Here is a 23,219-nt window from a genome sequence, read left to right as displayed (position 1 = left end):
TCCCCGCCTTTATTTCGTAAGACAGGACACACTCATGGCATATACCACCTTTTCACAGACGAAAAACGACCAGCTCAAAGAGCCAATGTTCTTCGGCCAGCCGGTCAACGTGGCACGCTACGATCAGCAAAAATATGACATCTTCGAAAAGCTGATTGAAAAGCAACTCTCCTTCTTCTGGCGTCCGGAAGAAGTTGACGTTTCCCGCGACCGTATTGATTACCAGTCGCTGCCGGATCACGAAAAGCATATTTTCATCAGCAATCTGAAGTACCAGACGCTGCTGGACTCCATTCAGGGCCGTAGCCCGAACGTGGCGCTGTTGCCGCTGATCTCGATTCCTGAGCTGGAAACCTGGGTGGAAACCTGGGCGTTCTCTGAGACGATCCACTCCCGCTCTTACACCCACATCATCCGCAACATCGTGAACGATCCGGCGGTGGTGTTTGACGATATCGTCACTAACGAGCAGATCCAGAAGCGCGCGGAAGGCATTGCGCACTACTACGACGAGCTGATCGAGATGACCAGCTACTGGCATCTGCTGGGCGAAGGCACCCACAGCGTGAACGGCAAAACCGTTACCGTGAACCTGCGCGCGCTGAAAAAGCAGCTGTACCTCTGCCTGATGAGCGTTAACGCCCTGGAAGCGATCCGCTTCTACGTGAGCTTCGCCTGCTCCTTCGCCTTTGCCGAGCGCAAGCTGATGGAAGGCAACGCCAAAATCATCCGTCTGATCGCTCGTGACGAAGCCCTGCACCTGACCGGCACCCAGCACATGCTGAACCTGCTGCGCAGCGGTACGGACGACCCGGAGATGGCGGAAATCGCCGAAGAGTGCAAGCAGGAGTGCTACGACCTGTTCGTGCTGGCGGCTCAGCAGGAGAAAGAGTGGGCAGACTACCTGTTCCGTGACGGCTCCATGATTGGCCTGAACAAAGATATTCTGTGCCAGTACGTGGAGTACATCACCAACATCCGCATGCAGGCGGTTGGTCTGGACCTGCCGTTCCAGACGCGCTCTAACCCGATTCCGTGGATCAACACCTGGCTGGTATCCGATAACGTGCAGGTTGCGCCGCAGGAAGTGGAAGTGAGCTCTTATCTGGTCGGTCAGATTGATTCTGAAGTCAACACCGACGACCTGAGCGACTTCCAGCTCTGATGACGCGCGTAACGCTGAGCCTTTCTGGCACCGAAGTGCTGTGCCAGGAAGAGCACCCTTCCCTGCTGGTGGCGCTTGAGGCGCATCAGGTGGAGGTAGAGTACCAGTGTCGTGAAGGCTATTGCGGCTCCTGCCGCTGCCGTCTGGTCGCAGGCCAGGTGGACTGGCTGACCGAACCGCTGGCCTTTATCAGTGAAGGGGAAATTTTGCCCTGCTGCTGCCGGGCAAAAGGCGATATTGAGATCGAGATGTAAAAAAGGGCCTTACGGCCCTTTTTCTATTTTAAGAACGTCACCGCTTTATCCGGGAAATCCGTAAACAGCCCGTCCACGTCCGCCTGCTTATACAACACCTCGTAAAGCTGATTCACATCGGTGGCATATGGCGGCAGCTGGTCGGCACGCACCGTGTACGGATGCACCTGCATCTTGCTGGCGTGCGCCTCTTTCACCATCGCCGTCAGCTTCACGTGGCCAGGCGTTGAGCCTTCCGCCACCAGCATGTGATAATCCGGCCCGATGCCGTCAGCGTACCGCGCAATCTGCTTCATCGCGCCCGGCTTGAACATCCAGTCGTAGCTGTAGTTCACCCACTTCCCGTCCGGCTGTTTCTCCTGGGTTTCATTCCAGTCGGTGTAGGCAATCAGCTGCACCAGATTGAGATCCATCCCCATCTTCGGCTCCAGCTCGGTTTTGATGCGCTTCAGCTCGGCGGCGTCAAAACACTGCAGGTAAACTTTGTCCTTCTTGCTGGTATAGCCGTACTGTTTCAGCACCTCCAGCGTCTTCGCGGCAATGTCCTTCCCTTCCTGATGGTGGAACCACGGCGCTTTGATTTCCGGGTAGATACCGATGTTTTTACCGGTCGAGTGGTTCAGCCCCTGAACAAACTCAATCTCTTCCTGGAAGGTATGAATGCGGAAGTCAGATTTGCCCATCGGGAAGCGTCCCGGGTAGACCTGCACCTTCTTGCCGTTTTCAATCTCAAAGCCTTCGGTAAACTTCAGAGAGCGAATTTCATCCAGGGTAAAGTCGATGGCGTAGTAACGACCGTCTTTGCGCGCGCGGTCCGGGAAACGCTCCGCCACGTCCGTGACGCGGTCAAGATAGTGGTCATGCAGGACGACCAGCTGGTCGTCCTTCGTCATCACCAGATCCTGCTCCAGGTAATCCGCCCCCTGCGCATAGGCCATCGCCTTCGCCGGCAGCGTATGCTCCGGCAGATAGCCGCTCGCGCCGCGGTGGGCAATAACGATTTTATCCGCCGCCAGGGCAGAGCCTGTCATCAGGCCTGCCAGCAGCAGGCCGGTGGTTAATGGAGTTAATTTCATCGCAATGCTCCTTATTGACGACGCGCCAGCACTTCCGCGTGGTGACGTTTCTCGCCGATCATCACAACAACCAGCAGCAGAACCGCCAGCACGCTGCCGCCGATCATCACCATAAAGCCGCCGTCCCAGCCGAAGAAGTCAACGGTGTAGCCCACGATAGCGCTCGCCGCGACGGAACCGCCGAGGTAGCCAAACAGACCGGTAAAGCCTGCCGCCGTGCCCGCCGCTTTTTTCGGCGCCAGCTCAAGCGCGTGCAGACCGATCAGCATCACCGGGCCGTAAATCAGGAAGCCGATAACGATCATACAGGCCATGTCTACTGATGGGTTACCCGGCGGGTTAAGCCAGTAAACGACAGTCGCGATGGTCACCAGGGTCATAAAGAACACGCCCGTTGCGCCGCGGTTGCCTTTAAACACTTTGTCCGACATCCAGCCGCAAATCAGCGTGCCCGGGATCCCGGCGTATTCATACAGGAAGTACGCCCAGGAGGATTTATCCAGCGCGAAATGCTTCACCTCTTTCAGGTAGGTCGGGGACCAGTCGAGGATGCCGTAGCGCAGCAGGTATACGAACACGTTCGCCACCGCGATGTACCACAGCAGCTTGTTCGGCAGCACGTACTTCATGAAGATCTGTTTCGCGGTCAGCTCTTCTTCGTGCTTCTCGCTGTAGTCATCCGGATAGTCGTTTTTGTACTCTTCGATTGGCGGCAGCCCGCAGGACTGCGGCGTGTCGCGCATCAGGGCGAAGGCAATAATCGCCACCAGAATAGCACCAAAGGCAGGCATGTAGAGCGCCGCGTGCCAGTCGTTGAACCAGGCCATCCCCAGCAGGAACAGCAGAGGTGGAAGCCCGCCCCCGACGTTATGCGCGCAGTTCCACACTGACACAATGCCGCCACGCTCCTTCTGCGACCACCAGTGCACCATGGTACGTCCGCACGGCGGCCACCCCATCCCCTGGAACCAGCCGCAGAGGAACAGCAGCACGAACATGATGGCAATGCTGGACGTCGCCCACGGCACAAAGCCCATGAACAGCATGACCGCTGCCGCGAGGATCAGACCGGCGGGCAGGAACACGCGCGGATTCGAGCGGTCCGACACGGAACCCATGATGAATTTAGAAAAACCGTAGGCGATGGAGATCCCCGACAGCGCGAAGCCCAGGTCGCCGCGAGAGAAGCCCTGCTCCACCAGATACGGCATGGCGAGCGCAAAGTTTTTACGTACAAGATAGTACGCCGCATACCCGAAGAAGATCCCGAGGAAGATTTGCCAACGCAGACGGCGGTAGAGAGGATCGATCTCTGCCTCTGGCAGTCGCGCCCGATGCGGCGCAGGTTTGAAGATACTGAGCATAACAGCCTCCGTGGCCTTTCAAAAAATGACCAGGCATCTCGCGCCCGGTTACAGAGGCGGGGATGTTAAAAAAACATGCGGTTTGTTACTGTGAATCAACGCACAGATTGTTACAGAAATATGACAGGATGCGCAAAAAAGCGCATGAAATCACGTTTCAGTTTCGAATTTCGCGCGTTTATGTTCGAAATCAAACAAACCACACGATCTATGTGGCTAAATGCTAAAAAACGAACATAGAGGAAAGGCAATGACAATTCACGATCCATGCTACAGCGATGTGATTATCATTGGCGGTGGCGCAACCGGCGCCGGCATCGCACGCGACTGTGCCCTTCGCGGCTTAAGCGTCACGCTTCTGGAGCGCCACGATATCGCCACCGGCGCGACGGGGCGTAACCACGGCCTGCTGCACAGCGGCGCGCGGTATGCGGTCACCGACGGTGAATCCGCGCGCGAATGTATCGCTGAAAACCAGATCCTCAAGCGTATCGCCCGACACTGCATAGAGCCAACCGACGGCCTCTTTATTACCCTTCCCGAAGATGACCTTGCCTTTCAGTCAACCTTTATAACCGCCTGTACTGCAGCGGGCATTCAGGCTGAGGCTATGGATCCGGCGCTGGCCCGGCGGCTGGAGCCGTCGGTGAACCCGACGCTGATCGGCGCGGTGAAGGTGCCTGACGGCACCGTCGATCCGTTCCGCCTGACCGCCGCCAACATGCTGGACGCCCGCGAGCATGGCGCGCGCATTCTGACCGGACATGAAGTGACCGGGCTTATCCGCGAGGGTCATCGCATCTGCGGCGTGCGGGTGTTTGATACGCAGTATAACGAGCACAGCGAGCTGCACGCCGCCGTGGTGGTCAACGCGGCGGGGATCTGGGGCCAGCGCATCGCGGAATACGCCGATTTATCCATCCGCATGTTCCCGGCCAAAGGTTCGCTGCTGATCCTTGACCACCGCATCAATAACCACGTCATCAACCGCTGCCGCAAACCGTCTGACGCCGACATTCTGGTGCCGGGCGACACCATTTCGCTCATCGGTACGACGTCAACGCACGTTGACTACAGTGACATTGACGTCAACCGGGTCACAGCCGAAGAAGTAGATATTCTGCTACGCGAAGGGGAAAAGCTGGCGCCGGTGATGGCGCAGACGCGTATTCTGCGCGCCTACGCGGGCGTGCGTCCCCTTGTCGCCAGCGATAACGATCCGAGCGGACGTAACGTCAGCCGGGGCATCGTGCTGCTCGATCACGCCGAGCGCGACGGCATGGACGGGTTTATCACCATTACCGGCGGCAAGCTGATGACCTACCGGCTGATGGCCGAGTGGGCGACCGATGCCGTCTGCCGCAAGCTCGGAAATACCGAACCGTGCGTTACCGCAGAACAGCCGTTGCCGGGATCGCGCCAGTCTACCGAAAAAACGCTGCAAAAAATCATCTCCCTGCCCGCGCCGCTGCGCGGTTCGGCCATCTACCGCCACGGCGACAGAACGCCGCAGTGGCTCGGTGAAGGACGACTGAGCCGCAGCCTGGTGTGCGAGTGCGAAGCCGTTACCGCAGGCGAAGTGCAGTACGCGGTAGAGAACCTGACGGTCAACAGCCTGTTGGATCTCCGCCGCCGCACCCGCGTCGGAATGGGGACCTGTCAGGGCGAGCTGTGCGCCTGCCGTGCCGCCGGGCTGCTGCAGCGTTTTCATACCACCACCGCCACCCAGTCGCTCGATCAGCTCAGCACGTTTTTGAACGAGCGCTGGAAAGGCATTCAGCCTGTCGCCTGGGGCGATGCCCTGCGCGAAAGCGAATTTACCCGCTGGGTCTATCAGGGGCTTTGCGGCCTGGAGAAGGAGCAACACGATGAAATTTGATACCGTAATCGTCGGCGGCGGGCTGGCAGGCTTGCTCTGCGGCATCAAACTCACGAAGCAGGGGCTGCGCTGCGCCATTATCACCCGCGGCCAGAGCGCCCTGCACTTCTCGTCGGGATCGCTGGATCTGGTGGACGAAGCGTACCGCGACAGGCTGCCGCCGGAGCACCCCTATCACCTGGTTGGCGCGCAGCATATTGACCGCTTTGCGCTGGAAGCCGAAGCGCTGCTGGCGGGCTGCGGCGCGCGTCTGAAGGGAAGCGCCAGGCAAAATCACCAGCGCATCACACCGCTCGGCACCCTGCGCTCCGCGTGGCTCAGCCCGGAGGAAGTCCCCGTGGCCCCCGTCAGCGCGGGACGAGTGCGGGTGGTGGGTATTAGCGGCTTTCTGGATTTTCAACCCCATCTCGCGGCGGCCTCGCTCTGTCGCCAGGGCATCAACGCCGACACGGCAGAAATAGAGCTGCCCGAGCTGGATATCCTGCGCGATAACCCGAGCGAGTTTCGCGCGGTGAATATCGCCCGTTTTCTGGATAACGAGGACAAATGGCCGCTGCTGTATGACGCGCTCAGGCCGCTCGGTGAAACCTGCGATGCTCTGTTAATACCCGCCTGCTTTGGTTTAAACGACAACCGGCTCTGGCGCTGGCTCTCGGATCGTCTGCCCTGCACGCTCGGTTTACTGCCGACGCTTCCCCCTTCCGTAACCGGCATTCGTCTGCACACCCAGCTTCAGCGCCAGTTTGTTGCGCAGGGCGGCGTGTGGATGGCGGGTGACGAGGTGAAAAAAATCACCCTGACCGACGGCGCGGTGAGCGAAATCTGGACGCGCAACCACGAGGATATTCCGCTTCGCGCCCGCTATACGGTGCTGGCGAGCGGGAGCTTCTTCAGCAACGGGCTGCTGAGCAGCCGGGAGGGCATCCGGGAAGCGATTATGGGGCTGGATGTGCGGCAAACCGCTTCCCGCGCGGACTGGTATCAGTGTGATTTCTTCACGCCGCAGCCCTGGCAGCAGTTTGGCGTAATTGTCGATAACCGGCTACATCCACAGCTTTCCGGTATGCCCGTCGGTAATCTTTTTGCCATCGGCTCGCTGCTGGGCGGATACGATCCGATCCCCCAGGGATGCGGCGGCGGGGTTTGCGCCGTCACGGCGCTGTATGTAGCCGAGCAGATTATCCAGCGCGTGGAGGCTGAACAATGAACGATACCCGTTTCGAAAGCTGCATTAAATGCACGGTCTGTACCACCGTCTGCCCGGTCAGCGGCGTAAACCCGCGCTACCCTGGGCCAAAGCAGGCCGGGCCGGACGGCGAGCGCCTGCGCCTGAAGGACGGCAGGCTGTACGACGAGGCGCTGAAATACTGCATCAACTGCAAGCGCTGCGAGGTCGCCTGCCCGTCGGACGTGAAAATCGGCGACATCATCCAGCGCGCCCGGGCGCGCTACAGCACGCAAAAGCCGACACTGCGCGATGCGATCCTGAGCCATACCGATCTGATGGGCAGCGTCTCCACGCCGTTTGCCCCGCTGGTGAATGCCGCAACCTCACTCAAGCCGGTGCGTCAGCTGCTGGATGCCACGCTTAAAATAGACCATCACCGCAGCCTGCCAAAATATTCTCACGGCACCTTCCGTCGCTGGTATAAAACCGTCGCGGAGCAGCAGGCGCAGTACGACGATCGGGTAGCCTTTTTCCACGGCTGCTATGTGAACTACAACCATCCGCAGCTGGGAAAAGACCTGCTGAAGGTGCTGAACGCTATGGGAACCGGCGTACAGCTGCTTAGAAAAGAGAAGTGCTGCGGCGTGCCGCTGATTGCCAACGGGTTTACCGATAAAGCGCGCAGGCAGGCCAAAAGCAACGTCACCTCCCTGCGCGAAGCGATTGTCGATAAAGGCATGCCGGTGCTGGCGACGTCGTCCACCTGCACCTTCACCCTGCGCGATGAGTATCCGCACCTGCTGGACGTGGAAAACGCCGGACTGCGCGAGCACATCGAGCTGGCGACGCGCTTCCTCTGGCGCAAGCTGGACAGCGGAAAGACGTTGCCGCTGGGAACATTGCCGCTGAAGGTGGTCTATCACACCCCGTGTCATATGGAGAAAATGGGCTGGTCGCTCTATACGCTGGAGCTGCTGCGGTTAATTCCGGGGCTGGAGCTGACGGTGCTGGATTCGCGCTGCTGCGGCATCGCAGGCACCTACGGCTTTAAGCGTGAAAACTACGAAACCTCGCAGGCAATTGGTGCCCCGCTGTTCCGCCAGATTGAAGAGAGCGGCGCGGATATCGTGGTGACGGACTGCGAAACCTGTAAATGGCAGATTGAGATGTCCACCAGCAAGCGCTGCGAACATCCGATTACCCTGCTGGCGAAAGCGCTGGGCTGAACGTTGCCGGGGCGAGAGGCCCCGGCACAGGCATTACTCAACGAACAGCGACTCGACAACGTTAATCCAGCCGTGCTCGCTGGCGACCTCTTTGCCGTTGAGCCAGCGGCGCAGCATATTCAGCGCCATCATGGCGCACACCTCCTGACGCACCGCCAGGCTGTGGCGGGTGATGCTCATTTTTACCCGCAGCGCCCAGGTGCCTTCCGGCGTCGCCAGCGCGAAGTTGAGGTAGTCCTCATCCAGCCCGCCGACAAACAGCGCCAGACCGGCAAAATGCTTCACCCTTCTTTCGGAAGCCCAGCGGGCGGTTTGCGCCAGGGTCTCCTGCTGAAACGGCACCACTTCGCTGGCGAGCAGCGGCGCGTTGACGCGCGACAATTGCAGCGCCAGCAGGCCACCGGTGAACTGCTCGCTTAAGGTCACGCTGAGCTGGCGAGTCTGCAGATGTTTTGCAATCTGCTCAGGCAACCCTTCCGTCCCTTCAAAAATCAGGCTTTCGCCCGCCACGCGCTGCACCTCAGGCCACAGGGCCAGCATCGCCTCTTTCTGCGTGGCCGGTCCTGTTAATTTGAGTTCGATGATCGGCATAGAGGAGCGATAGCCCATGGAGACGCCCGGCGGCAGCGGAAGGTGGTCAAGGCTCTGGGCCAGATCGCTTTCCGAGCGGCCAAAGGTGGTCAGGCGCAGGCACAGCGGAGGATCAGGCAGGGTAAAACGCTGGCGAAGGCGCGGCAGGATCTGCTGCTCAACCATCACCTTAAATTCGGAAGGCACGCCCGGCGTGAAGAACATCAGGCAGCGGTTCAGCTGCATGGCAAACCCGCAGGCGGTACCGACCGGGTTATCAACCAGCTCGGCGCTGGCGGGAATTTCAGCCTGCTTGCGGTTGCTGGGAGCCATAACGCGTCCACGTTCGGAGAAGAAGCGTTCCATCTGCGAAAGCCACGCCTCGTGCAGCACCAGCCCTTCGCCCTTTGCGGTCGCGGCGGCCAGCGCGCTGAGATCGTCACCGGTGGGGCCGAGCCCGCCATTCACGATCAGCACGTCGCACTGTTCGCTACGCTCGCGCAAAATGCTGACCAGGGACTCAAGGTTGTCTCCTACCGTATTGCGGCGCGTTAACGGTAATCCTTGCTCAAAGAAAAGATCGGCAAGCCAGGCAGCATTGGTATCAATAATCTGTCCGTGCAGCACTTCGTCGCCGGTGGATAACATCTCCACGTTAATCATTGTGTTCTCCCGCTTATTTGGTCAAAACACTATAGCGCAAACGCGGGGTGGAGATGAGAGAAACTGGCGCGACGGAACGCCGCGCCGGAACGATTAGAAGCCTGCGCTCACGCCCACGTACGGGCCGTCAGCCAGCGCGTTATCGCGGTTGCCGTCTTTACCGGCCAGATTCAGATAACGGTAGCCCGCTTCGATGGTAATCGGACGCATGATGGTCCAGCGCGCACCGGCGTTGGCTTCTTCATAGCTGTCGATGCCGCTGGAGAGGGAATCCGGAGAGTAGTAGTACTCGCCAAACAGGCCGAAGCTGTCGCCAATTTTCCACTGCAGGCCGCCGCCCACAGCCGCCGCATACCCTTCATCACCGTCATTTGGGTTGGTGTAGATACCTTTACCGCCAACGGTGGCCAGGAATGGGCCAAGAGGAATATTCAGACCGAGGCCGAGGCTTGCCGCGTCGCCATCGTCATCGTTGTGCGTCCAGCCGCCGGTCATTGCCAGACCGGAGGTGTCAGTACCCATGCCAAAACCGAGGTGGGTATAGTCCTGACCCGCCGAACCATTAATGCTAATGGCGTTAGCCGCCGCAGATACAACCATCAGGCCGAGGCCCAGTAATGCCACTTTTTTCATTGTCGCGATCCTGCATAATTATAGAGAAGTCCCCAAAACCGCGAGATTTTAACCTGAGTCTGCGGGGGATCAAGCACTCTGCGTGCGGCGGACAGGAAGATTGTAACGATTTGAAACCCCCGGCTTTTTTACGTAAGCAGCAGAAAGCGCATTTTGACGCAAAGGCCACCCAGCGTTTCGCTGCGAGTCAGCTGCAAATGGCTGCGGTGCAGCCGGGCGATATCCCCCGCCAGCGCCAGCCCAATCCCGGAACCGGCGGCGTTCCCGACGTTGTCCAGACGGTGGAAAGGCTGCATCGCCTGATAGATCTGATCCTCTTCAATGCCGGGGCCGCTGTCCTCAACGCTCAGCTCAACGGCGCCGCTATCCACGCGCAGGTATACGGTCACGGTCCCGCCTGCAGGCGTATATTTAATCGCGTTCTCCAGCAGGTTGGCGCACAGCTCGCCCAGCAGAACGTCATCGCCTTCGATCGTGACCGGCTGCTGTACACCGTCATATCCTAAATCAATCGCCTTGCTCCGCGCCTGCGCCAGCCGGGAAAAGCAGCAGTTCTGCACCACCTGAACCAGATCCACAGGCGTAAAATGACGATCCCCCTGCTCTTTTCCCTTCACCGCTGAAAGCTGCAGCAGCCGCTCGGTGAGCACGATAGTGTCGTCCAGGGTGACATTCATTGCCCGCAGACTCTCCTGCCACAGGGCGGGATCCTGACGCGCGAGGGCGACGGAGACCTGGGTTTTAAGCACCGCCAGCGGCGTTTTGAGCTGGTGCGACGCATCCGCGTTAAAGCGTTCCTGACGCGAAAGCACGCCGCGCAGCCGGTCGATATAGCGGTTAAAGGCGACTATCAGCAGCCGGGTCTCGGACCAGGGCAGCAGCTCCGGCAGCGGTGCGAGCAGGCCCGGCTCGCGCCGCACCATCAGTGACGAAAGCTGGCGCATTGGGCGCAGCACGCGGCGCAGCAGCCATGCGGTCAGCACCAGCGTCAGCAGCACCAGCAGCCCCTGTGAAACCCAGGATGAAAAGAGCAACTGGCTGGCGAGATAGCGGCGGGACTGGAGCGTCTCGGCGACGTAAATCTCCGCCATGCCAAAAACATTATCTTCATTTACGGGCTGCAGCAGGCGCGCCACCCGAATCGCCTGGCCGCGATATTCGGTGTGGTAAAACCAGGCCAGCGCCGGATAGAGCGTGGTGCGCGACGTCGCAGGCGGCATCTTCGGCAGATCGTCATAGCCGGAGATCACCCGTCCGTCGGGGTCGACCACCTTATAGTAGAGCCGGTCGTTCATGTTGAGCTCAAAGCTGTCGAGCACCACCCAGGGCACGTCCACCGCCAGCCTGCTGTTGCGCACCTCCAGCCGCTCGGAGATGGTGCGGGCAGAGGATAACAGCGTGCGATCGTAGGCCTGCGTGGCCGCCTGCAGCGCGCTAACGTAGCTGTTAAAGGCCGACAATCCCCACAGCAGCAGCAGCGGCAGGCCCAGGAAAAGCAGCAGCTGCAGATAGAGCGACTGCGGCTTAACCCACCTCATCGCCGCACTCCAGCACGTACCCAAGCCCCCGAAGGGTGGTTATCCGCACGCCGCTGCCGGTCAGCTTCTTACGCAGCCGGTGAATATAGAGATCGATGCTTTCAGGGCTGACGTCGTCGTTCAGGCTGAACACCTGGTCGAAAAGCTGCTGTCGTGAAACCGGACGGGTCCGGCGGTGCATCAGCACTTTCAGCAGGGAGAGCTCCCGCGGCGTCAGGGAAAGCGGTTCATCGCGCAGCAGGAAAAAGCCCTCGTCGTCATACTCCAGCTCCCCAAGGCGCTGGCGCTCCTGCGTTCGACCCTCGCTTCGGCGCAACAGGGCGCGCAAACGCGCGTCAAGCTCCTCCAGCTCAAACGGTTTTGGCAGATAGTCATCTGCCCCGGCGTTCAGTCCCTTCACCCGATCCGCCACGTTGCTGCGGGCGGTAAGAAACAGCACCGGCAGCGTCTGCCCTCTTTTTCTGAGGCGGTGGACCACTTCCAGGCCGTCAAAACCGGGCATGCCGATGTCCAGAATAGCGACCGCGTAGTTTTCACCCTGCAGCAGATGGTCGGCGGCACGTCCGTCGGAGACGCAGTCCACGGCAAAGCCTTCCTGCACCAGCGCTTTCTCCAGCCAGTGAGCCAGCTCACGATTATCTTCTGCGAGTAAGAGACGCATGTCACATCCTGTAAAGTTGGTGTCCCGTTGAAAGGGAAATGAAAGGTTATTGTTTTAACAATCACGCAACAGAACCGCTACAAGGTGGTTCACATAATCAGAAAAAAAGACCCGTACCCCCGGCGTGAGGATAAACGATGAAAAAACAATTACTTTCTACCCTTGCTGCAAACGTATTGCTGTTAAGTACCTCTGTCGTTCAGGCCCAGGACGCTCCGTCCCGTACCGAATGTATCGCCCCGGCCAAACCGGGCGGCGGTTTCGATCTCACCTGCAAGCTTATTCAGGTCAGCCTGCTGGAGACGAAGGCCATTGAGAAACCGATGCGCGTCACCTACATGCCAGGCGGCGTGGGCGCGGTGGCCTATAACGCGATTGTCGCGCAACGTCCGGCGGAAGCGGGAACGGTGGTGGCCTTCTCCGGCGGCTCGCTGCTGAACCTGTCGCAGGGCAAGTTTGGCCGCTACGGTGTGGACGACGTGCGCTGGCTGGCGACCGTCGGCACCGACTACGGAATGATTGCCGTGCGTGCCGATTCCCCGTGGAAATCCCTGAAAGATCTGCTGACCGCTATGGAAAAAGATCCGAACAGCGTGGTGATTGGCGCAGGGGCGTCTATCGGCAGCCAGGACTGGATGAAAGCGGCCCTTCTCGCCCAGCAGGCGAAGGTTGACCCGCACAAGATGCGCTACGTGGCCTTCGAGGGCGGCGGCGAACCGGTCACGGCGCTGATGGGCAACCACGTTCAGGCCGTTTCCGGCGATCTCAGCGAGATGGTGCCGTACCTGAGCGGGGATAAAATCCGCGTGCTGGCGGTCTTCTCGGAAAACCGTCTGCCGGGCCAGCTGGCGAACGTCCCGACCGCCAAAGAGCAGGGTTATAACCTGGTCTGGCCGATCATCCGCGGCTTCTTCGTCGGGCCAAAAGTGACCGACGCCGAGTACCAGTGGTGGGTCGACGTGTTCAACAAGCTCCAGCAGACGGAAGAATTTAAGAAACAGCGCGATCTGCGCGGACTGTTTGAGTTTAACCTGACCGGTAAGCCACTGGATGAGTACGTCAAAAAACAGGTGAATGACTACCGCGAACAGGCGAAAGCCTTTGGCCTGGCGAAATAACCGGAGGCGCTATGAGCGATCGTATTTTTGCCGGGATATGGCTGCTGCTCTGCGTTGGCGGGATGTTTGTCGCCTGGCAGATCCACAGCGAATACAGCTATGAACCCGTGGGACCCCGTCCCTTCCCGATGGGCATCGTCGGCCTGATGCTGCTCTGCTCGGTGGCGCTGCTGCTTCGCCACCCGGATACCGTCGAGTGGCCGCCGCGTCGCATTCTGCAGCGTCTGCTGGTGATGGTGATTGTCCTGCTGATGTATGCCTGGGGCTTTGAGTGGCTCGGCTTCCCGGTGGCGACCGCCATTCTGACGATGGTCATCGGCATGCTGTTTAACGCCACCCTCCCCGCGGCGGGGATCTCTGGCGTGGTGATGGGGATTTTACTGTGGTACGCCTTTGACCGCCTGCTGGACGTGACGTTACCGCTCGGCGCCTGGCTTAATTAACGGAGCACGCTATGGATACCTGGATTTACCTCTCGCAGGGGTTCGCCGTGGCGATGACCCCGGAAAACCTGGTGATCGCCCTGATCGGCTGTTTCGTGGGCACGATTGTCGGCCTGCTGCCGGGCCTTGGGCCGATCAACGGCGTGGCGATTTTACTCCCGCTGGCGTTTGCCCTGCATCTGCCTGCGGAATCGGCGCTGATCCTGCTGGCAACGGTCTATATCGGCTGTGAATATGGCGGACGCATTTCGTCGATCCTGCTTAACGTGCCGGGGGATGCGGCGGCGATCATGACCGCGCTGGACGGCTACCCAATGGCGCGGCAGGGACGCGGCGGCGTGGCGCTCTCCATCTCTGCGGTCAGTTCATTCTTTGGCTCACTGATTGCCATTGGCGGCATCATTCTGTTCGCTCCTGCGCTGGCCCAGTGGTCGCTGGCGTTTGGTCCAGCAGAATATTTTGCCCTGATGGTGTTCGCCATTGCCTGCCTCGGCAGCATGATGGCGCAAAATCCGCTGAAGTCGTTTTTATCCGCGCTGATTGGCTTAGGGTTAGCCACCGTCGGCGTGGATGCCAACACCGGGGTCTATCGCTTTACCTTCGACAGCGTTCACCTGTCCGATGGCGTGCAGTTCATTGTCGTCGTGATCGGTCTGTTCTCTGTCTCTGAGATCTTACTGATGCTGGAGCATACCAGCAGCGGGCAGACGCTGGTGCGCAAAACCGGCCGAATGCTCTTTAGCGCTAAAGAGGGCGCACAGTGCATTGGTGCCACGCTGCGCTCGTCGGTGATTGGCTTCTTCGTCGGCATTCTGCCGGGCGCCGGGGCCACTATCGCCAGCGCCATCACCTACATGACCGAGAAGAAGCTCAGCGGCAATAGCGACAGCTTTGGTAAAGGCGATATTCGCGGCGTCGCCGCGCCTGAGGCGGCCAATAACGCCTCGGCCTGCGGCTCGTTTATCCCGATGCTGACCCTGGGCGTGCCGGGATCCGGCACCACGGCGGTGATGATGGGCGCGCTGACGCTCTATAACATTACGCCCGGCCCGGCGATGTTTACCGAGCAGCCTGATATTGTCTGGGGGCTGATTGCCGCGCTGCTGATCGCCAACGTCATGCTGCTGGTGATGAATATCCCGCTGATTGGGCTGTTCACCCGCATGCTGACGATTCCGCTGTGGTTCCTGGTGCCCGCCATTGCCGCCGTCTCTGCGGTGGGGGTTTACGCGGTGCACAGCACCACGTTTGACCTGGTGCTGATGGTGGTCCTCGGCGTGTTCGGCTACATCCTGCGAAAAATGCACTTCCCAATGTCTCCGCTGATTTTGGGCTTTGTGCTGGGTGAGATGCTGGAGCAGAACCTGCGCCGCGCCCTGTCCATCAGCAACGGTAATGTGTCGATACTGTGGGACAGCAGCGTCGCGAAGGTTCTGTTAGCGCTCGCGGTCATGGTGATTGTGGTGCCGCCGGTGTTGCGCCTGCTGCGTCGTCGCCAGCGCAAACCGGAGCCGGATATCGGCTAACTATACGGACAGCTGGGCATTGACCCACTGCTTTAACGCCTGGCGGGAGATCTTAATCCCGCCATTTTTTAGCTCAGCCGGCAGCACCAGCCAGTGAACGGGCTGCTCAAAGCGCGCCAGCCTGCCCTGTACCCAGGTCGGGAAACGGGTGATATCCGTTCCCGGCTCGCACTCCACCACCGCCACCGGACGCTGTCCAAACTCGGCGTCATCCAGCGGGACGATAAACACCTGGTTAATCTGCGGATGCGCGGCGATAACGCGCTCCAGCGATTCCGGCTGGATCCCCTCTCCACCGCTGAAAAAGAGATTGTCCATGCGGCCTAAAATCGTCAGACGGTCGCCATGCCATTCCCCGCGATCGCGAGTGGCAAACCAGCCCTGCGCGTTGGTCAGCGGTATCAGCGCGCCGTCCCGCCAGTAGCCGGAAGCCATGCTCTGCGCTTTGATCCAGACTTCACCGTTAACAACCTGCACCTCTCTGCCCGGCAGCGCACGGCCCACGTCCGGATCGCCGTCAGCCTCTTTTGCGCAGACGGTAGAGGCAAACTCGGTGAGGCCATAGCCGCAGTACGTTCGAACGCCCTGTTCCCGGGCCTTTTGCGTCAGCGTCACGGGAATGGCCGCCCCGCCGAGCAGCACCGCTTTCAGTGCGATGTGGCTTTCGCTATTGAGGAGACGCCAGAGCTGGGTCGGCACCAGCGAGGCGTGGGTGCAGCCGCGTAGCGCCTGCTCCAGCGGCTGCTTCTCGCGCACGGTTAAGCGCGCACCGGCATGCAGCCAGCGCCATAAAATCCCCTGGCCGGAAACGTGAAACAGCGGCAGCGAAAGCAGCCAGTCGTCGTTATCCCCGTAGGGCATCAGCGACAGCACGCCGCGGGCGCTGGCAAGATGGGCGGCGCAGGTATGCACCGCCGCCTTCGGCAGCCCGGTGGAGCCGGAGGTGAGCGTCATGGTGGCCAGCCGCGCCGGCTGCCACGCAGCGCAGTACGCATCCGCTGGCTCGCACATGCTCAGGCCATGAAGGCCGTCGTAGCTGCCGTCCAGCACCAGCGCAAAGCGCAGCGTCATCTGCGGGATCAGCACGTCGAGCAGCGGGCGCGGCAGCTGCGGATTTACGGGAAGAATACGTGCCCCGCACTGAAGCAGCGCCAGCCATGCCAGCAGCGTTTGCGGGTGGTTATAGGCCAGCAGCAGTACGCCGTCGCCCTCCGCCACGCCCTGCTGGTGAAATCCTGCCGCAAGGCGGTCGACACGCGCGCACAACTGCTGCCAGGTGAGCACGTCATCATTCAGCCTCAGGGCCTGTTTATCGGCAAAAAGCGCGCGCCAGTGACGCCAGGGCCAGTCGGTAAAACTCATAGCAACGGCTCCAGCGCCTCTGCGTCGAGGCACGGCAGCGTGCTGGCAGGCCACTTGCGGAGAAGCTGAGCCTGCATCAGGTTCAGCGTGTCGAGGCCGGGAACCGTGTCCGGCGTTAACCAGGCGGCAATGCGCGCCAGTTGGGTCAGCCCCAGGCTGGACTCTATCGACGAGCTGATCACCGCCGTCAGCCCCAGCGCGTGCGCCGCCGAGACCTGCTCGCGCACCTTCGCCAGGCTGCCGGTTAGCGTCGGCTTAATCACCACCGCGCTGACGCCGGGCTCGGCGACAAATTCAAAATCGTCCTCGCGCAGGCTTTCATCCCAGGCGATGGCGATCCCCGTTTCGCGGGCAAAGGCGCGCGAATCATCGCGGGTTTTGCACGGTTCTTCGAGGAAGGCAATGCGGCTGCGGTACGCCGGGTTGACGTACCTGGCGAACTGCTGCGCCTTAAGCGGCGTCCACGCGCGGTTGGCATCCAGACGCAGGTGCAGATCGGGGATTGCTTCCAGCAGCAGGTTGGCGACCATGCCGTCACGCACCGCTTCGTAGAGACCGACTTTGATTTTCGCCACTTTCTCGCCCGGCATGGCGGCGAGCAGCGCGAACAGCTCGTCCGGGTCGCCCGTGCAGAGCGGTGCCGCGCGATAGTTAGCCTCTTCCGGCAGTCTACCGTCCAGCTCCGCCAGCGCGCAGCTGATGCCAAAGGCGGCGGAAGGCGCGTCCGGTAATGCCGGGTTTGCGCCCTCACGCCACGCCTTTACCCACGTCAGCAATGCAGACTGCGCCTCATCCAGCGACTCCAGGCTAAAGCCCGGCAGAGGCGAAATCTCGCCCCAGCCTTCCCGCTCGCCCTGCTGCAAATGCACGAAGAAGCCGTCACGGGTTTTTAAACGCCGTTCACGCAGCACCACGCCCGCGTCCATCGGTATCTGCCAGCGGTAAACCTGCGCGCGACGCATTACGGGTTCCGTTTGTATTTGCTGAAGTCCGGCTGGCGTTTTTCGTTAAACGCGTTGCGTCCTTCCTGACCCTCTTCGGTCATGTAGAACAGCATGGTGGCGTTACCCGCCAACTCCTGCAGACCCGCCTGACCGTCACAGTCGGCATTAAGTGCCGCTTTCAGGCAACGCAGCGCCATCGGGCTGTTTTGCAGCATCTCTCGGCACCAGCGCACGGTCTCTTTTTCGAGATCGGCAAGCGGCACCACGGTATTCACCAGGCCCATATCCAGCGCTTCCTGTGCGTTGTACTGGCGGCACAGGAACCAGATTTCGCGGGCTTTTTTCTGCCCGACGATGCGCGCCATGTAAGAGGCACCCCAGCCGCCGTCGAAGGAGCCCACTTTCGGGCCGGTCTGGCCGAAGATGGCGTTTTCAGCTGCGATGGTCAGGTCGCACATCATGTGCAGCACGTGGCCGCCGCCGATGGAGTAGCCCGCCACCATCGCGACAACCGGTTTCGGGCAGGTGCGGATCTGGCGCTGGAAATCGAGGACGTTGAGGTGGTGCGTACCCGCATCGTCCTGGTATCCGCCGTAGTCGCCGCGCACCTTCTGATCGCCACCGGAGCAGAAGGCCTTCTCGCCTTCACCGGTCAGCACGATCACGCCGATACTGTCGTCGTAGCGCGCATCCGCCAGGGCCTGAATCATCTCTTTGACGGTCAGCGGACGGAAGGCGTTACGCACCTGCGGACGGTTGATGGTGATTTTGGCAATGCCGTCGGCGGATTTGTGGTAACGAATGTCGGTGTAGCCTTCGGAGCAGTCCTGCCATTCAACCGGCGCATAAAGCATGTGTTCATCAGGATAGATCATAGAGTGTCCTTTATTCGAAGACGCAGTATCTGGGCCAGACTCGCGGCAACCGCGTCGGGGTTTTCCCGGTGGGCGTTGTGTCCGGCGTTTGGAATCGCATGGCGAACGGCGTCCAGTTCAGCGGCCAGGGCCGCGAACTTCTGGTCACGTTCACCGTAGAGATAGTCAAAAGGGAAATTGCACACGCTAATCGCGGCACGCAAATCGGGCTGCACGGCCAGCGACGTTGCTTCGAGCATCTTCGCCAGCGTCGCGCCGTTGTTCTGGCTGCGCAGGGCGATAAGCGCCTTGCGCTGGTGGTCAGTGAGGGAAGCGAATACCGGCTGTTGATACCAGTCGGTAAAGACCTTTTCCAGCGGTTCGGTGCGAAAACGCGTCGTCCAGCGGCGGTCGGATATCCACCGCGCGTGACGCTCATCCTCATCCTGCAGGCCCGGATGTCCACCTTCAACGATCACCCCCAGCAGCCCCTTTGGCTGCTGGCAGGCATGAAACATCGCAATGCGGCCGCCGAGGGAGTACCCCACCAGCCAAAAGTTCAGTATGTTGTAACTAAGCAGGGTTCGGGTAAGCAACGTGCTCATCTCGTCGAACCCCGTCACGGCAATATTCCCGGACGCACCGTGGCCCGGCAGGTCAAGATAGAGCCGGGAATACTCGCCGAGTTGCTTCCCGACAGCCTGCCACTCGCGGCAGTCGCCGGAAAAACCGTGCAAAAAGACCAGCCAGGGATAGCCTGGTTTTCCGGCCTGCTGCACGCCCGAGAGGATCACAGCTGGCTCACCTGAGCCAGTAGGCTTTGCAGGGTCTGCGCGCCGTCGGCCTCGTTCACCACCAGCTCAATCAGCGTTGCGCCCGGCTGCTTCCAGGCGGTGCTTAACGCCGCTTCCAGCTGTTCCCAGCTTTCCGGGCGATGGTATTTCAGGCTGAACATCGCCGCGGCGTGTTCAAACTGCACGTTCTGCGGCATCAGGTAGAAGCGCTCGCGCTCGCTCTGGGGCGTTGGCAACAGGGAGAAAATCTGCCCGCCGTTGTTGTTGACCACAATCAGCACAAACGGCGCGGACGCCTGACGCAGTAGCGCCAGCGCGTTGAGATCGTAGAGCGCGGAGAGATCGCCCACGATCGCCAGCGTTGATTTCGCGCTGGCGCGTTGCACCCCCGCCGCCGTCGAGATCAGCCCGTCGATGCCGCTGGCACCGCGGTTGCTGTACACCGGGTAGCCCGCCGGCAGCTGCGAAAAGGCATCGATCAGCCGCACGACCAGGCTGTTGCCGACAAACAGCTGCCCCTGTTCTGGCAGGTATTGGCGAATACGGTGCGCCAGCCCGGCCTCGCTGAATGTCTCACAGCGCGCTTTGGTGATTTCCCACGCCTGACGCGACAGCTCAGGGATCGCCACCGCCCAGGGCTGACGTTTTTCCGCCGGGTGCAGTTCCAGCCAGCTATCAATTTTGCTCACCAGACGACGGCCGCGATGGTGCGCCGGGTCGAGCCGCCCTTCCAGCGCGTCCACCACCCAGTACTCTTCCGGCGTGCAGGTCGCCTGCCACTGCAGCAGACGTTTTCCGGTCAGGCTTGCGCCGATCTGGACCACAATCTGCGCCTGCGAAAGCTCAGTAACCGCTTTCGCGTTACCCAGCCAGAGATCGGCGCACGGCAGCGGCTGGCCGGTCTGGGAAAGCACGTCGCCAATCAGCGGCCAGCCGAGGGTTTGCGCCCATTCAGCGACCAGCCTGCCTTCGGCGGCGCTCATGCGCCCGGCGATGACCACACCTCGCTTCTGCCGCCAGAAGAACCAGTCGCGCTGTTTCGCGCTCTCAAGATGCGTCTGCTCGCGCAGCCACGGCTTTTCGCTCTGCCACCATTCGCCGAGCGACCGCTGCCAGTCAAGGCCGGTATCGTCCAGCTCGCCGTACAGCGGCTCGGCAAACGGGCAGTTGATATGCAGCGCCCCGCTGCGCAATGTCGCCATGGCGTGATCGACGGTGGAGACCAGCCAGCTTGCAGGAATATCCTGGGTGGGACGCGGTAACGAAACCGTCTGCGAAGGGTGCGTAGAAAAAAGTCCGGGCTGGCGAATAGCCTGATTGGCGCCGCAGTCGATTAGCTCAGGCGGACGGTCGGCCGTCAGCAGGATCAGTTTTTCACCGGTTAACCCGGCTTCAATCAGGGCCGGATAGAGGTTCGCCACGGCGGTACCGGAAGTGACAATCACCGCCACGGGTTCTTTGCTGACCTTCGCCAGCCCGAGCGCGAGATGCCCCAGACCTCGCTCGTCAAAGTGGGTGTGGTGAACAAACGCCCGGTTTTCAGCCGCCGCCAGCGTCAGCGGCGTTGAGCGAGAACCCGGTGCAATACACACGTGCCTGACGCCATGGCGCGTCAGGGCTTCAAGGATCACCGCCGCCCAGCGTCGGTTAAAAGAACTTACTGACATGAGATTGTCCGGTATCAAGAATGCGACACAGTATAAATAATAGAAAAAATTGGAATTTTGATATGAATCGGGATTGCGCGAATCAGTATTAATCCCTTAGGAGCAGAGAGCGCAATCCGGCGGCTTTGTTTTCGATCTCCTGCCACTCCTGCTCCGGGTCAGAGCCGCTGACAATGCCCGCTCCGGCGTAAAGCCGCAGAGCGTCTTCCTGTACGCGCGCCGAGCGCAGCGCCACGCAGAATTCGCTTTGTTCGGGGGATAAATACCCGGCCGAACCGGCGTACCACTCGCGGTTAAAGGGTTCAACGTGCTGAATAAACTCGCGCGCTGGCTGTCGCGGAAGCCCGGCAACCGCCGCCGTCGGCTGTAGCACGTGCAGGCACAGCTCATCGTCGGCCTGCTTGAGCTCGGTCCAGATACAGCGGCGTAAGTGCTGCACTTTGCGCAGGCGGACGACCTGAGCAGGCAACACCTCCAGCGTCTGCGTATGGTGTTGAAGACGCTGGCAGATATCTTCCACCACCAGCATATTTTCGCGCTGGTTTTTATCGTCATTCAGCAGCCACTCGCCCAGACGCTGCGCCTGTTTATCGTCAGTATGGCTGGCGACGGTGCCCGCCAGCGCTTCGGTGCGCAGCAGCTTGCCGCGCCGCCGCCAGAGACGCTCGGGCGTGGAGCCGAGAAACGCGTTGCTGGCGTCGAATATCATGCAGAAATGATAGCAGTTTAAATTCAGGGCGCGGCTGGCGGCCATCAGCGCGACGGGGTTAACGCGCTGTTTACACTGCAGGTCGGTTGCTCGGGCGAGAACGACCTTTTCGAAATCACCGCGTGCAATCGTCTCTGTCGCTTTGCCGATAAGGCTAAGCCATTGCGGTTTTTCCGGGTGATGGGTTTCGCGCTCAACCTGCACGGAGAGCGGACGGATCGGTCTGGCGGGGAGCAGTTGCTGTAAGAACGCCCGCGCGGTGTCGGCATCGTCCTCAAGCGAGCTGTCGCTCCACAGCTGCAGACGCAACGTGGCGTTGCCAGCGGTACGTCGCCACAGCAGACGCGGTAAAAAGAGGCTGCCCTGCTCCGGGTTAAACGCGTTCAGGCCGCAGATTCGGGTATCTTCAGGGGCATGTTGCGCACTTAAAAACTGCGAGGCTAACGCCAGAGAGGAGAATTGGACCACCGCTCCCAGCGCGGCCAGCTCTTCATCGCCGTTACGCTGTTGCCAGTAAAACTGGGGATAGCACTGCTGCTCGCCCAGCCAGGCGAGGGGATCGAAGGCATCGTTTAACGGGAAAGAGACGTCGAAATGACGCAGGCCGGATGTGGCAGGTAACGCTTGCGAAAGATGGCTACGCAATTGTTCCAGCGCGAGGAAAATCGAATTCACGCGAACCTCTCCCTGTTAAAACCTCATATTATACGGGGTACCATAAGAAATATCAGTACCCACGTATAGGGAGTGGTTAAACGGCTTAACGACGGGCCAGCAGCAGACCCAGCACCAGCCCTACGGCTGCGCCCACCCCAATGCCCTGCCACGGTTTTTCATGGACGTAATCATCGGCACGATAAACCGCTTTTTTGGCGCGGTAGTAGTAAGTATCAGACGCATGGCTGACGCGGTTTTTAACGTCGTGGAGCGCCTGCTCGGCACGGGCTTTCAGCTCGATATATTTCTGATCGGCAGGGTCGCCCGAGGAACGTAACACCTCTTCCAGCGTTTCACTCAGTAAGGTCAGGTCGTCGTCGATGCGGGTATCCCAGGATTGAAATGACATATTTTTCTCCATGTTAGTACACCAGTCCGCTAACTATAGACAACGACGCGCCATTACGCCTGTTTCGCTTCCCGCGCCATGCCGATGTGCGGAATACCGTCTTCGTCGTACACCTCGGTGACCGACATAAAACCGAAATGACCGTAGAAGGATTGCAGGTGCGCCTGCGCGCCCAGGTATAACGCCTTGTCCGGCCACTGTTTCTGGCATGACTCCAGCGTTTTTTCCATCAGCTGATAGCCCAGTTTCTCACCCCGCTCGTTACCGCTGATAATGACGCGGCCTATCACCACGGGCTCGACATCGTCCTCGCTTTTCAGAATCCTCGCATACGCCACCAGCTCGTTATCCTTCCAGCCGAGGATATGGCGGTTTTCGCCAACGAGGTCATCGCCGTCGATGTCCTGATACGGGCACGTCTGTTCAACCACAAACACTTCGCAGCGCAGTTTAAGCAGCGCGTAGAGCGAATGAACGGTGAGCTCACTATGATGTAAATCTTGCCACTGGATCATCTCTTTCTCCTTCCTGGGGTTCAC

The 23,219-nt window shown here is 60.3% G+C and carries 22 protein-coding genes; 8 read left to right on the top strand and 14 right to left on the bottom strand.

All coding sequences use genetic code 11. The annotated features are described in order from the left end of the window. Nucleotides 1–34: 34 nt before the first annotated feature. Nucleotides 35–1,165 (top strand): class Ia ribonucleoside-diphosphate reductase subunit beta, encoded by a 1,131-nt coding sequence (gene nrdB / locus IM271_RS05885; protein WP_041908962.1) that lies wholly within the window; start codon nucleotides 35–37, stop codon nucleotides 1,163–1,165. Continuing rightward, on the top strand, nucleotides 1,165–1,419 hold the full coding sequence (gene yfaE, locus IM271_RS05880) for a class I ribonucleotide reductase maintenance protein YfaE (RefSeq protein ID WP_010433414.1): 255 nt from the start codon (nucleotides 1,165–1,167) through the stop codon (nucleotides 1,417–1,419). The genes nrdB and yfaE overlap by 1 nt, the downstream gene beginning before the upstream one ends. Before the next feature lie 23 nt (nucleotides 1,420–1,442). Here the strand turns inward: yfaE and glpQ are convergent, their stop codons facing one another. Together glpQ and glpT are read right to left on the bottom strand one after the other, a co-directional pair. Further along, nucleotides 1,443–2,495 carry a glycerophosphodiester phosphodiesterase gene (gene glpQ, locus IM271_RS05875; protein WP_182033950.1) on the bottom strand — a complete coding sequence of 351 codons (1,053 nt, stop codon included), beginning with the start codon at nucleotides 2,493–2,495 and terminating at the stop codon, nucleotides 1,443–1,445. Nucleotides 2,496–2,506: 11 nt separating this feature from the next. Beyond that, nucleotides 2,507–3,859, bottom strand: coding sequence for a glycerol-3-phosphate transporter (glpT, locus tag IM271_RS05870; RefSeq protein WP_028013908.1), 1,353 nt, complete (start codon nucleotides 3,857–3,859; stop codon nucleotides 2,507–2,509). Nucleotides 3,860–4,109: 250 nt separating this feature from the next. Between glpT and glpA the strand changes: the two genes are divergently transcribed. The 3 genes from glpA to glpC are packed head-to-tail and all read left to right on the top strand — an operon-like array spanning nucleotide 4,110 to nucleotide 8,132. Next, the gene (gene glpA, locus IM271_RS05865) at nucleotides 4,110–5,738 is read left to right on the top strand and encodes an anaerobic glycerol-3-phosphate dehydrogenase subunit A (RefSeq protein WP_193052309.1); all 1,629 of its coding nucleotides are present in this window, start codon (nucleotides 4,110–4,112) and stop codon (nucleotides 5,736–5,738) included. Continuing rightward, nucleotides 5,728–6,945: a glycerol-3-phosphate dehydrogenase subunit GlpB gene (glpB, locus tag IM271_RS05860; protein ID WP_193052308.1), complete on the top strand. Its 1,218-nt coding sequence runs from the start codon at nucleotides 5,728–5,730 to the stop codon at nucleotides 6,943–6,945. Before glpA ends, glpB begins: the two co-directional genes overlap by 11 nt. Further along, nucleotides 6,942–8,132 (top strand): anaerobic glycerol-3-phosphate dehydrogenase subunit GlpC, encoded by a 1,191-nt coding sequence (glpC, locus tag IM271_RS05855; RefSeq protein WP_193052307.1) that lies wholly within the window; start codon nucleotides 6,942–6,944, stop codon nucleotides 8,130–8,132. The genes glpB and glpC overlap by 4 nt, the downstream gene beginning before the upstream one ends. Before the next feature lie 33 nt (nucleotides 8,133–8,165). On the opposite strand, the gene IM271_RS05850 is transcribed toward glpC, so the two are convergent. From IM271_RS05850 to tctD, 4 genes are all read right to left on the bottom strand, one after another. Continuing rightward, nucleotides 8,166–9,365 carry a nicotinamide mononucleotide deamidase-related protein YfaY gene (locus IM271_RS05850; protein ID WP_193052306.1) on the bottom strand — a complete coding sequence of 400 codons (1,200 nt, stop codon included), beginning with the start codon at nucleotides 9,363–9,365 and terminating at the stop codon, nucleotides 8,166–8,168. Between the two features lie 93 nt (nucleotides 9,366–9,458). Then, complete coding sequence (locus IM271_RS05845) at nucleotides 9,459–9,998, bottom strand: YfaZ family outer membrane protein (protein ID WP_028013913.1); 540 nt, start codon at nucleotides 9,996–9,998, stop codon at nucleotides 9,459–9,461. Between the two features lie 128 nt (nucleotides 9,999–10,126). Continuing rightward, nucleotides 10,127–11,536, bottom strand: a complete 1,410-nt coding sequence (locus tag IM271_RS05840; RefSeq protein WP_193052305.1) for a sensor histidine kinase — start codon at nucleotides 11,534–11,536, stop codon at nucleotides 10,127–10,129. After that, entirely contained in the window at nucleotides 11,523–12,197 is a 675-nt protein-coding gene (gene tctD / locus IM271_RS05835; RefSeq protein WP_028013915.1) for a transcriptional regulator TctD, read from the bottom strand. The genes IM271_RS05840 and tctD overlap by 14 nt, the downstream gene beginning before the upstream one ends. A 137-nt stretch (nucleotides 12,198–12,334) precedes the next feature. On the opposite strand from tctD, the gene IM271_RS05830 reads away from it, so the two are divergent. Genes IM271_RS05830 through IM271_RS05820 form a run of 3 tightly spaced genes read left to right on the top strand, consistent with a single transcriptional unit; the run spans nucleotide 12,335 to nucleotide 15,284 of the window. Continuing rightward, on the top strand, nucleotides 12,335–13,315 hold the full coding sequence (locus IM271_RS05830; RefSeq protein WP_193052304.1) for a tripartite tricarboxylate transporter substrate binding protein: 981 nt from the start codon (nucleotides 12,335–12,337) through the stop codon (nucleotides 13,313–13,315). An 11-nt stretch (nucleotides 13,316–13,326) separates the two neighbouring features. Then, on the top strand, nucleotides 13,327–13,758 hold the full coding sequence (locus IM271_RS05825) for a tripartite tricarboxylate transporter TctB family protein (RefSeq protein WP_014884622.1): 432 nt from the start codon (nucleotides 13,327–13,329) through the stop codon (nucleotides 13,756–13,758). Between the two features lie 11 nt (nucleotides 13,759–13,769). Then, on the top strand, nucleotides 13,770–15,284 hold the full coding sequence (locus tag IM271_RS05820; RefSeq protein WP_041908947.1) for a tripartite tricarboxylate transporter permease: 1,515 nt from the start codon (nucleotides 13,770–13,772) through the stop codon (nucleotides 15,282–15,284). Here IM271_RS05820 and menE read toward each other — a convergent pair whose 3' ends face one another. From menE to IM271_RS05780, 8 genes are all read right to left on the bottom strand, one after another. After that, complete coding sequence (menE, locus tag IM271_RS05815) at nucleotides 15,285–16,646, bottom strand: o-succinylbenzoate--CoA ligase (protein WP_045259701.1); 1,362 nt, start codon at nucleotides 16,644–16,646, stop codon at nucleotides 15,285–15,287. Continuing rightward, nucleotides 16,643–17,608, bottom strand: a complete 966-nt coding sequence (gene menC / locus IM271_RS05810; protein ID WP_063155054.1) for an o-succinylbenzoate synthase — start codon at nucleotides 17,606–17,608, stop codon at nucleotides 16,643–16,645. The genes menE and menC overlap by 4 nt, the downstream gene beginning before the upstream one ends. Beyond that, a complete protein-coding gene (gene menB / locus IM271_RS05805; protein WP_028013920.1) occupies nucleotides 17,608–18,465 on the bottom strand; it encodes a 1,4-dihydroxy-2-naphthoyl-CoA synthase in 858 nt (285 codons plus the stop codon). Before menB ends, menC begins: the two co-directional genes overlap by 1 nt. Next, a complete protein-coding gene (gene menH / locus IM271_RS05800) occupies nucleotides 18,462–19,238 on the bottom strand; it encodes a 2-succinyl-6-hydroxy-2,4-cyclohexadiene-1-carboxylate synthase (protein WP_063155055.1) in 777 nt (258 codons plus the stop codon). Before menH ends, menB begins: the two co-directional genes overlap by 4 nt. Continuing rightward, complete coding sequence (menD, locus tag IM271_RS05795) at nucleotides 19,235–20,905, bottom strand: 2-succinyl-5-enolpyruvyl-6-hydroxy-3-cyclohexene-1-carboxylic-acid synthase (protein WP_060571949.1); 1,671 nt, start codon at nucleotides 20,903–20,905, stop codon at nucleotides 19,235–19,237. Before menD ends, menH begins: the two co-directional genes overlap by 4 nt. An 88-nt stretch (nucleotides 20,906–20,993) precedes the next feature. Further along, on the bottom strand, nucleotides 20,994–22,289 hold the full coding sequence (menF, locus tag IM271_RS05790) for an isochorismate synthase MenF (protein ID WP_045259697.1): 1,296 nt from the start codon (nucleotides 22,287–22,289) through the stop codon (nucleotides 20,994–20,996). A gap of 85 nt (nucleotides 22,290–22,374) precedes the next feature. Next, nucleotides 22,375–22,680: a stress response protein ElaB gene (elaB, locus tag IM271_RS05785; protein WP_028013924.1), complete on the bottom strand. Its 306-nt coding sequence runs from the start codon at nucleotides 22,678–22,680 to the stop codon at nucleotides 22,375–22,377. 53 nt (nucleotides 22,681–22,733) lie between these two features. Next, on the bottom strand, nucleotides 22,734–23,195 hold the full coding sequence (locus IM271_RS05780; protein ID WP_193052303.1) for a GNAT family N-acetyltransferase: 462 nt from the start codon (nucleotides 23,193–23,195) through the stop codon (nucleotides 22,734–22,736). Between the last annotated feature and the right edge of the window lie 24 nt (nucleotides 23,196–23,219).

Source organism: Enterobacter cloacae complex sp. I3, assembly GCF_014896175.1.
GTDB lineage: Bacteria > Pseudomonadota > Gammaproteobacteria > Enterobacterales > Enterobacteriaceae > Enterobacter > Enterobacter bugandensis.
Note: the sequence above shows the minus strand (reverse complement) of the source record. Positions and strands in the feature narration are given on the sequence as shown.

Excerpts from the sequence above, each read along its gene's own strand:
- nrdB (WP_041908962.1), top strand. The coding sequence starts at position 35 with ATGGCATATACCACCTTTTCACAGACGAAAAACGACCAGCTCAAAGAG.
- yfaE (WP_010433414.1), top strand. The coding sequence starts at position 1,165 with ATGACGCGCGTAACGCTGAGCCTTTCTGGCACCGAAGTGCTGTGCCAG.
- glpQ (WP_182033950.1), bottom strand. The coding sequence starts at position 2,495 with ATGAAATTAACTCCATTAACCACCGGCCTGCTGCTGGCAGGCCTGATG.
- glpT (WP_028013908.1), bottom strand. The coding sequence starts at position 3,859 with ATGCTCAGTATCTTCAAACCTGCGCCGCATCGGGCGCGACTGCCAGAG.
- glpA (WP_193052309.1), top strand. The coding sequence starts at position 4,110 with ATGACAATTCACGATCCATGCTACAGCGATGTGATTATCATTGGCGGT.
- glpB (WP_193052308.1), top strand. The coding sequence starts at position 5,728 with ATGAAATTTGATACCGTAATCGTCGGCGGCGGGCTGGCAGGCTTGCTC.
- glpC (WP_193052307.1), top strand. The coding sequence starts at position 6,942 with ATGAACGATACCCGTTTCGAAAGCTGCATTAAATGCACGGTCTGTACC.
- IM271_RS05850 (WP_193052306.1), bottom strand. The coding sequence starts at position 9,365 with ATGATTAACGTGGAGATGTTATCCACCGGCGACGAAGTGCTGCACGGA.
- IM271_RS05845 (WP_028013913.1), bottom strand. The coding sequence starts at position 9,998 with ATGAAAAAAGTGGCATTACTGGGCCTCGGCCTGATGGTTGTATCTGCG.
- IM271_RS05840 (WP_193052305.1), bottom strand. The coding sequence starts at position 11,536 with ATGAGGTGGGTTAAGCCGCAGTCGCTCTATCTGCAGCTGCTGCTTTTC.
- tctD (WP_028013915.1), bottom strand. The coding sequence starts at position 12,197 with ATGCGTCTCTTACTCGCAGAAGATAATCGTGAGCTGGCTCACTGGCTG.
- IM271_RS05830 (WP_193052304.1), top strand. The coding sequence starts at position 12,335 with ATGAAAAAACAATTACTTTCTACCCTTGCTGCAAACGTATTGCTGTTA.
- IM271_RS05825 (WP_014884622.1), top strand. The coding sequence starts at position 13,327 with ATGAGCGATCGTATTTTTGCCGGGATATGGCTGCTGCTCTGCGTTGGC.
- IM271_RS05820 (WP_041908947.1), top strand. The coding sequence starts at position 13,770 with ATGGATACCTGGATTTACCTCTCGCAGGGGTTCGCCGTGGCGATGACC.
- menE (WP_045259701.1), bottom strand. The coding sequence starts at position 16,646 with ATGAGTTTTACCGACTGGCCCTGGCGTCACTGGCGCGCGCTTTTTGCC.
- menC (WP_063155054.1), bottom strand. The coding sequence starts at position 17,608 with ATGCGTCGCGCGCAGGTTTACCGCTGGCAGATACCGATGGACGCGGGC.
- menB (WP_028013920.1), bottom strand. The coding sequence starts at position 18,465 with ATGATCTATCCTGATGAACACATGCTTTATGCGCCGGTTGAATGGCAG.
- menD (WP_060571949.1), bottom strand. The coding sequence starts at position 20,905 with ATGTCAGTAAGTTCTTTTAACCGACGCTGGGCGGCGGTGATCCTTGAA.
- elaB (WP_028013924.1), bottom strand. The coding sequence starts at position 22,680 with ATGTCATTTCAATCCTGGGATACCCGCATCGACGACGACCTGACCTTA.
- IM271_RS05780 (WP_193052303.1), bottom strand. The coding sequence starts at position 23,195 with ATGATCCAGTGGCAAGATTTACATCATAGTGAGCTCACCGTTCATTCG.